Here is a 7581-nt window from a genome sequence, read left to right on the forward strand (position 1 = left end):
TTTTAAGCTAGAGGGAGTCTTCAGAGGGAGACTGAGCTGGAGATTGTTTTCTAAACCTGCCTTCCAGTACTCGGGGAGCGACAAACAGAGCGACCATGCCAAAAATATCCAAGGCACCGATAATACCTGCTACAACCGGGCTGAAAGGGGCAATACAGGCGGCAGCAACAAAACCTCCGAGAGCAATGGCTAAGCCATATTGCTGGCCTCGTTTATCTTTCTCTATTGCACCGGTGAGACCAGTTTTTTGCATTTCATGGGTATGGCTTTGCTCATCTACAGCCATTTGCAGAATAATACGGCGTGTATGTTCATCATAAGCATTGAACTGCTCAGGAGGAGGCAAGCTGCCGCTGTACATAGTCGTCTGCTGGCGATGAATAGCCATGATATGCTGCGGAGACTCATCTTCAACCAGAAGCTCAGCCAATGCCTCCTGCTGAGCGGGTGTTAACTGACCGTGTTTAAGCCCTTGCACAAGCGACTCTGCATCAGCCTCTGGCTCCAGATAGTCACTTACAGGATCGGCGTTCTGCGTCTTCTGGCACTCGCTATTATCACCTTCTTCTGCTGTTTTATGTGCCATGTTGTTGCTTTTTATAAACTTTAAATGAATGGGTAAGCTGGTTACCAACACGTTGCCAGCATTGCTCTATGCGCTGCTGAGCAGTGCCTTTGGGCATATATTCAATGTAATTTCCCATAGGCCAGATCTCCATCACTGAACCAGCCGCTCGAAGCTGAGGGTGTGAACGGATGCGAAATTTCATGGGTATGTTCCTCAATATGCCAGATAGAGCCGTTACTCACTTAGCAACATAGCAAAATCAGTAGTTGTAGTCACTTTTCAGCTCCTCTCCCTTTTTAAGGGAGAGGCTGGGAGAGGGTTAACTTACGGCTTACAGCTCCCCAAAGGGGCAAATGCCTCCCACAAATACCGCATCTTGCGCCAGCGGCGATACACCCACAGCAGAGCAGGGTGTGTTGGCTCCCGGTAATTTTTCCGCTCTTCCGCCAGCTGGCGCGCCATGCGCAGCGGGGTGCTGCACAGGCCGGTTTTATAATCCACATAAGTGGGATACCAGGCATAAGTAGCGTACACCAGTGCCGCCAGGGGCAGGTTGCGGCCCCGGCGTGCTAGCGGGTGCATGTCGGTGGTCAGGCCCCAGCCGGCATAAAATGGCTGGCCCCATACGGTTACCGGTTTACTGCGGATCAAAGCCTCCAGCCCGGTTAATGACGTCAGCACATGCACGGCGTCTGCTGCATCCAGGCAGTCTACAATGCCGGCGCTGGTTTCCACCACATCCACACAGGCGTTCAGCACCTTCTCCGGCACTTGGCCCCGGCGGTTACCGCTCACCACATCCGGGTGCGGCTTAAACACAATAAAGGCATCGGGGTGGGCCGCCCGCACCGCTTCAAGCAAAGCGGCGTTGCCCGCCACAAAGGGGCTGCCCAGTTGCACAGAAGCATCATCATCCACCTGGCCGGGCACCAGAATAATACGGCGCTCTTCAGCCAGTGTCCGCCAGTTCAGCTGGCTGCGAGTGCCCACGTTATATTTGGTCAGGGCCTGCTCGTGAAAGTGTGTCAGCAGCTGTTCACCCAGTTTCAGCTCCAGCTCAGAAAAGTCATGCTGTTTTAAATGCTGTTCAATGGCACTGGGGGTGCGCGGATCGTAATACATGCCCGCAGGGTCAATCACCAGCGAGCCGGGCCGGCGCAGATCCGACCCCAGCCCCACCGAGCGTAAAAAGCCGTCTTCCATGCGCCACACCGGCAATGAGCAGCTCGCCAGTTCAGACTCAAATTTGCGCCCCCACACCAGCACGGCTTGTGTATTACCCGGCTGAAGGCCGGAATCCATTGCATCCGGAATACGATCAACAAATGTCACTTTCCGGGCATAACGGCGCAAAAAATACGGCGCAAACCGCCGCCGCCACAGTGAAAACCCAACGGCATACAGCTCATCCACCGGCGGCACGGGCGCGCGCTGGGCCAGGATCAAATCCAGCAGCGCTTCCGGCTCACAGCGCTCACCGGTTACCGGGTCCGCATAGCGGCAATAACGAAGATAAGCCGCCGCCAGCAACTGCTCCACAGTGCGTGGCTGGCCCCGGCGGGGCACGGCAACACGATCATCAGTAACGCCCCAGCCGGCATAAAAGGGCACTCCAAAACACACCACCGGCTTGCCCGCCAGCAATGCCTCAAAGCCCAGCTGAGAAGTCACCGTATATACCTTGCTTACTTCTGCCATCAGGGCAAAGGGGTTTACATTGTCGGCCAGCAACAGCACATCGTTACCGGCAGCTGCCGTTAAATAGCCTTGTTTTTTACCCAGCAGCACATCGGGGTGGGTGCGCACAATAATCTGGGCATTCGGGTTCTCGGCCCTGGCCGCAGCCAGCATATCGGCAAAGTGCTGCTCACCGGCAAGCCCCAGCCGTACCGACTGATCCCCCATGGTCTGATCAATCACCAGCACGCGCGGGCGGTTCGAATCCAGCTTGTTACGCACAGAAACGGGCAGGGTATTGCCGGCATAACAGTTATATTTGGTAATGCCGTGTTCAGTAAGAGTGTGGCGCAGCATTCGCGCTCGTTGCGCCCAGTCAGAACTCCACCAGCTAATATCGTCCAGCATATGCTCAAGGGCGCTTGGCCGGGTGGCGTCGTAATAGACACCCACGTCATCCACAATCAGTGACAACCGCCGGCCCCGCTCAGCCGGGTGGCCAATATAACCAATAAAGCCGTCTTCCAGCTGCCAGAAGGGCAAATCGCCCGCCTGTGCCAGCCGGCGCGCCTGCTCGGTATTAGGCTTCATACCCCAGCCCACCACAGCGGTGGCTTTTTCAGTGGTAAAAAAGCCAACACGCAAAGGTGCCAGCAAAGCATTAAGCACCCGGCGCTGACGCCAAATACCAAAAGAAGTGGTCAGGAGCATAAAAAACCAAAGATAAAGAATGGCAGGGTGGGACAAGTTCCAACATTCCGGCAAGCGGTGCCTGTTGCCCGAATAAATTCGGGCCTACGGCAGCTCCCCGAAGGGGCTGGCTATTTCATCAACGCTTTAATTCCCAAACGGGCAAAATTGATAAGTTCCTGATGATAATCAGATGAAACCACACTATGCACAATAACAGGGTCAACTTCGAGATAGTCATGCACCAGCGCATTTCGAAGCCCTATAACCTTGCGCCAGGGCGTACTTTTATCAATCACGCCCTTTTCAGCCAGCCGGTTAAATGCAGTTAGTGCCTCATTACTCGTCATGCCTGTTTCTTGTTTGGACCAGTGTTTGGCCAGACCAATGCAAGACTCTATAAGAACCTGAAGTGTTCGCTCTGCAGCCCTTTGTTCAAAGCGACTCCAAGGGCCTTGCTGTAACCGCTGCTTTAGCTCGTCCAAGTCCAGTTCGCACTGGTCTACATGTTCTTTTTGCGCACTCAGATAGGCGTTAGGTACGGTGTCAGCCATTTTCTTCTCCAGTCTTGTTGGCATTAACGTAGTCCAGCTCCCACATGGAATAAATGCGCTGCTCTGCCTGCATGCGGTGGGAAGGGGATAAGTCCAGTAATAGTTTGCCCTGGCTCAGCACACTCCAGCCAAGAGGAACAGGAGCAATGGTCAGGTCAACCACACTGATGGTGCCTTCCGGCATGGCAAGTTTGTGTTGCCAGTCCAAGGCTACTTCTTCGGGCCTTAGCCGGCGAGATAACGCATCCGGCTCCCAGTGAGTAAAGACCACCGCCAGGTCATAATCGCTGCGGGCATGGTGATCGCCTCTGGCGCGAGAGCCATACAGCCAAAGTGCAGCAATATCTGGCCGTTGTTGTGCCAGCGCTACAATGTTTGCCAGTTGATCCATCTCTGCTCCTGTACTTCAGGGAACTATTTTGCTCCCTCTTTTCAAGGGGAAGGAACCCCGATTTGCTCCTCTCCCTTTTAAGGAAGAGGCTGGGAGAGGGTTAAACTGACAGCTCTCCCGTGCCATTGGCATCAAGCTGAACAGGTACATGCTTGAATACTTTTCCTTGTATATGCACCTTGTTATGCTGCCACTGCTGTAATTCAGTGGGAGTGTTGCCGCCAACAGGCATTTTGAGCAAAGCGGGATTTGCCGAAGTGGTTGGATCCATGGATAAATTTTGAAATGCGGTATAAACAATAACCTCACCCACTTCGGTTATTCCCAAAACACCACAAACAGCCAGCATATTCACAAGGCCGCCTTCGAATTGTTTGATAGCCTTGCTCCAGGAAGCGCTTTTAACCGTTTTTTTACACTCGATCAAGTGTAAGCGGACACTCCCATCATTCAGAATTTCGCATAAGGTGCCATCGGCAACTTTCTGATAGCGAATATAAGCAAGCCTGTTTTTCTGGGTAGTGTTTACCAAACAAAGGTTATGGCCCGTCTTGCTGTGCACCAATACATCGGCCCGGCCGCCTTCCTCCTTTTCAAGCACTGTTACCTGCTTGTCAAATGTAAAATGGCCCGGCTGTAGCCAGGCTAGTCGTTGTTCGAGATTGAAGTCCACGTTAGTCATCCCGCGAAAAGGCGAGTGTTTCCTCTGCCAGGCGCACCAGCGCATTGTTAAAAGTGGGCACAGCAAAGCCGTCGGCGGTTTGTTCTAATGGTTCCACGCAAGTACCGTTGGGACCTGCCACAAACTGGTAGGCCATCACATCTTCCGGTGCCAGCAAATCTTCCTGCTGATATCCGTAAGCTTCCATTAGAGTCTCGCGCTCAGGGTGAGAGTATAGGCGCATCAGGTTATTAACCTGTTGAAAGACGGTTTCACTGTGTGTAGTGCACCACACAGGAACACCAGCACTCACAATGCGCGACAGTGCGCAGGTAAGCTGCTTTTGAAGTTCGGGGTGAAGGTGAGCCTCTGGCTCCTCCAGAATCAAGGAGCGGTAGGTAATATTGGATCTTAAAAAGATCACCAAAGGCGTTAACTCACCCACCAAAGAAGAAGTGAGGTGATAAGGTAACGCAGCGCCACCTTGAGGAACATAGGTGTAATCATTTATCGCAGCCCTGGCCGTTTTCACATGCCCATGCAGTATCTTATCCTCAAGGTACTCTGCTACATGCAACAGCCTGGCCTTTGTTGAAGGGCGGTTATTGGCCAGCCCCTGCAGAAAGCGTACAACCGGCAAGGTAAAGGTGCTATTAACTTCCTCGCCGCTCCATGCCCCCATTACTTCGGCAGCCAGCGAACGGTAGGTCAGCATAAAGCCACTGCGTACAGCAGGCAGATAGAGGGTTTCTCCTTCAGCTCGCCGCTGGTTAGACAGCCCAGGCGGAAACAGTGGAGCGCTCAGCTCCCCCATTATCAGTTTCCAGGCCAGATACTGCAGGCGACGATAAACTTCAGCTTCAGAATCCGGCTCTCCTTCAACAACCGGAAAGCGTACTGCACTTTGGCTGGCAGAAATTCGCCAGCTGCCTGCCTCAGGTTTGATATCCCACTTAAGAGAAAGTGGTCTGTCACGTACATAATCACTGATGGACAGGTGCTCAATACCAATATCCTTATGGGCGAATATCTCACGAACCAGATCGTTTTTGCGAGATTTCAGCAGGCTGTTGAACCATTCAACCAGCGCATTCTGAAATTCTGTATTCACAGTAACGGGGCGCTGCCGGAGGAGTGCGGAGCAGCGACGATAAGCCTCACTTGCCGGAGGCTCCTTAGGAAAAATGCTGCGCCCTCGTGCCATCACTCCCCATAACAAGGAAACCAGATAACTTTTGCCTGAGTTGTTCTCACCCACAAAAATGACCATGGGGGCAATTTTTACGCTGGCTGTTTTAATTTTGCCAAAACCTTTGATGTTCAGTGACCAGCGCTGTCGCATAGCATTTTCCCTGAAATTTATTGAAACCAGCTGAGTATAACGTTCATAACAACCGGCATGCTACAGGAAGTGGAGCCAAACCCCACCCTGACAGTTCAGTTCCTCTCCCTTTTAAGGGAGAGGCTGGGAGAGGGTTGTAACAAACCCCCACCCTGACCCTTCACCTTGGCAAGGAGAGGGAACTGTTTTGCTCCTCCCCCTTTTCAAGGGGGAGGTTGGGAGGGGGTTAACTTACAGCTGACAGCTTATCGCTTACAGCTCCCCAAAAGGGTTCTTCCCACCCAGCACCAGAAAATGCGGGTTCAGCACTTCACGAGTATTAGCATAACTCAGTGGTTTGCCGTTTAGCTGCACCACAGTGCCGCCGGCCTGCTCTACCACACACTGGGCGGCACCGGTGTCCCACAGTGAGGTAGGGCCAAGGCGGGGGTAAATATCGGCGGCATTTTCTGCTACCAGACATAATTTAAGTGAGCTGCCCATGGGCACCAGCTCATGTTCCCCCAGCTTTTCCAGCAGGGCAGGCAACTCGCCACCACCATGAGAGCGGCTGCCCACCACCCGCCAGGGTGTGCCGGCCTGGTGCTCGGCCACGTTAATGGCCACAGGCGCACCATCGCCTTCATATTTAAAGGCACCCAGACCTTCGGCGGCCATATAACCCACATTCAGAGCAGGCGCATACACCACGCCCAGCACCGGCTTGCCGTGCTCAATAAGCGCAATATTCACGGTAAACTCGCCGTTACGCTTAATGAACTCCTTGGTGCCATCCAGCGGATCCACCAGCCAATAGCGGCCATGCTCATCGGCACCGGCAAAACCGGCGGTGTCTTCTTCCGACAAAACCGGCGCTTTCAGCGGCAGTTCAACCAGGCCTTGCACAATCATATTGTGGGCGGCGGCATCGGCTTCAGTAAGCGGTGACTTATCTTCCTTTTGCTCAACGGTAAATTCGCGGCCGTAGATTTCCATAATGGCAGCCCCGGCCTTGCGGGCCAGCGCGTCTACCTGATTAAGCAATTCCTGAGTAATGAGCATTCTGTTTCCTTCTATATTTGCTCCTCCCCCTTGTTAAGGGAGAGGCTGGGAGGGGGGCAACTAACCCCACCCTGACCCTCCCCTTAAAAAGGGGAGGGAACTGTTTTTGCTCCTCCCCCTTTTCAAGAGAGGCAACCGTTCTGCTCCTCCCCCTTTTCAAGGGGCACCATTTCATCTCCTCCCCCTTTTCAAGGGGGAGGTCGGGAGGGGGTTAACTTACAGCTGATAGCTTACGGCTTACAGCTCCCCGCAGGGGCGCTCCAACGGCAAATTTGCTTCACCAGACTCTGCGTGGCCGCATCGTGGTTTGAGGCATCCGTTTCACCGGCAAGGGCACCTACCAGGCCGCTGGCCAGTTTTTTGCCCAGCTCCACGCCCCACTGGTCAAAGCTGTTTACGCTCCACAGCACGCCCTGCACAAAGGTTTTGTGCTCATACAGGGCAATTAAGCTGCCAAGGGTGTGAGGGGTCAGCTCCTTGCACAAAATTACTGTGCTGGGGCGATTGCCGGGCATTACCTTGCTGGGCAGCAGCTCGGCAATGCGTTGCTCGCTCAAGCCTTCCGCTCTCAGCTCGGCTTCCACTTCAGCCGCTGATTTGCCAAAGGCCAGGGCCTCGGCCTGGGCCAGCATATTGGCCAGCAACTTGTGGCGGTGT

The 7581-nt window shown here is 53.8% G+C and carries 8 protein-coding genes and 1 pseudogene; all 9 read right to left on the bottom strand.

Annotation, left to right across the window (positions count from 1 at the left end; genetic code table 11):
• Nucleotides 1-7: 7 nt before the first annotated feature.
• Nucleotides 8-586, bottom strand: coding sequence for a hypothetical protein (locus tag R0I78_RS04855; RefSeq protein ID WP_317074518.1), 579 nt, complete (start codon nt 584-586; stop codon nt 8-10).
• Nucleotides 576-770, bottom strand: a complete 195-nt coding sequence (locus R0I78_RS04860) for a hypothetical protein (protein ID WP_317074519.1) — start codon at nt 768-770, stop codon at nt 576-578. The genes R0I78_RS04855 and R0I78_RS04860 overlap by 11 nt, the downstream gene beginning before the upstream one ends.
• Before the next feature lie 122 nt (nt 771-892).
• On the bottom strand, nt 893-2956 hold the full coding sequence (locus R0I78_RS04865) for a capsular polysaccharide biosynthesis protein (RefSeq protein WP_317074520.1): 2064 nt from the start codon (nt 2954-2956) through the stop codon (nt 893-895).
• Nucleotides 2957-3066: 110 nt separating this feature from the next.
• Nucleotides 3067-3489 (bottom strand): type VII toxin-antitoxin system HepT family RNase toxin, encoded by a 423-nt coding sequence (gene hepT / locus R0I78_RS04870; protein ID WP_317074521.1) that lies wholly within the window; start codon nt 3487-3489, stop codon nt 3067-3069.
• Nucleotides 3482-3880 carry a type VII toxin-antitoxin system MntA family adenylyltransferase antitoxin gene (gene mntA, locus R0I78_RS04875; protein ID WP_317074522.1) on the bottom strand — a complete coding sequence of 133 codons (399 nt, stop codon included), beginning with the start codon at nt 3878-3880 and terminating at the stop codon, nt 3482-3484. Before mntA ends, hepT begins: the two co-directional genes overlap by 8 nt.
• 100 nt (nt 3881-3980) lie before the next feature.
• A complete protein-coding gene (locus tag R0I78_RS04880; protein WP_317074523.1) occupies nt 3981-4553 on the bottom strand; it encodes a hypothetical protein in 573 nt (190 codons plus the stop codon).
• A gap of 1 nt (nt 4554) precedes the next feature.
• Complete coding sequence (locus R0I78_RS04885) at nt 4555-5883, bottom strand: AAA family ATPase (RefSeq protein WP_317074524.1); 1329 nt, start codon at nt 5881-5883, stop codon at nt 4555-4557.
• 252 nt (nt 5884-6135) lie between these two features.
• On the bottom strand, nt 6136-6924 hold the full coding sequence (cysQ, locus tag R0I78_RS04890; RefSeq protein ID WP_317074525.1) for a 3'(2'),5'-bisphosphate nucleotidase CysQ: 789 nt from the start codon (nt 6922-6924) through the stop codon (nt 6136-6138).
• A gap of 230 nt (nt 6925-7154) precedes the next feature.
• Nucleotides 7155-7581, bottom strand: a pseudogene (pgi, locus tag R0I78_RS04895) (glucose-6-phosphate isomerase); the annotation flags it as partial.

The organism is Oceanimonas sp. CAM02 (assembly GCF_032842915.1).
GTDB classification, from domain to species: Bacteria; Pseudomonadota; Gammaproteobacteria; order Enterobacterales; family Aeromonadaceae; genus Oceanimonas; species Oceanimonas smirnovii.

Bases quoted from the DNA above. Each gene is read 5' to 3' on its own strand.
- R0I78_RS04855 (WP_317074518.1), bottom strand. From the start codon at position 586: ATGGCACATAAAACAGCAGAAGAAGGTGATAATAGCGAGTGCCAGAAG.
- R0I78_RS04885 (WP_317074524.1), bottom strand. From the start codon at position 5,883: ATGCGACAGCGCTGGTCACTGAACATCAAAGGTTTTGGCAAAATTAAA.
- mntA (WP_317074522.1), bottom strand. From the start codon at position 3,880: ATGGATCAACTGGCAAACATTGTAGCGCTGGCACAACAACGGCCAGAT.
- hepT (WP_317074521.1), bottom strand. From the start codon at position 3,489: ATGGCTGACACCGTACCTAACGCCTATCTGAGTGCGCAAAAAGAACAT.
- cysQ (WP_317074525.1), bottom strand. From the start codon at position 6,924: ATGCTCATTACTCAGGAATTGCTTAATCAGGTAGACGCGCTGGCCCGC.
- R0I78_RS04865 (WP_317074520.1), bottom strand. From the start codon at position 2,956: ATGCTCCTGACCACTTCTTTTGGTATTTGGCGTCAGCGCCGGGTGCTT.
- R0I78_RS04860 (WP_317074519.1), bottom strand. From the start codon at position 770: ATGAAATTTCGCATCCGTTCACACCCTCAGCTTCGAGCGGCTGGTTCA.